This window comes from Campylobacter sp. TTU-622 (genome assembly GCF_016598965.1).
Lineage (GTDB): Bacteria > Campylobacterota > Campylobacteria > Campylobacterales > Campylobacteraceae > Campylobacter_D.
The window spans coordinates 1-217 of sequence record NZ_JAENKR010000251.1 but is presented as its reverse complement, the minus strand read 5'-3'; the positions used below and the strand labels follow the sequence as shown (position 1 = coordinate 217).

Annotated in this window: 1 protein-coding gene; it reads right to left on the bottom strand. The window is 35.5% G+C overall.

The features are described 5' to 3' along the window. Positions 1-217 (bottom strand): hypothetical protein (locus JG677_RS08715; protein ID WP_200286244.1); only part of this gene is annotated, 217 nt, incomplete at both ends.

Below are 217 nucleotides of genomic sequence, written 5' to 3'. Positions count from 1 at the left end.
TACCTATAACACCTTCATTAACTATACCAGCAGTTCCACCTGTAACTGATCCTGAAATAGTGATTTGAGTATCAATCTCTTTTCCACCTCCTATATAAATACCAGAATTACCACCTTCTACAACAGCACCACTTTGAACTTCAATAGCTTCAGCTTCTATATCTTTAGAGGTTCCATCTATATTAATACCATTATTTCCAGCTTTAATGCTACTACC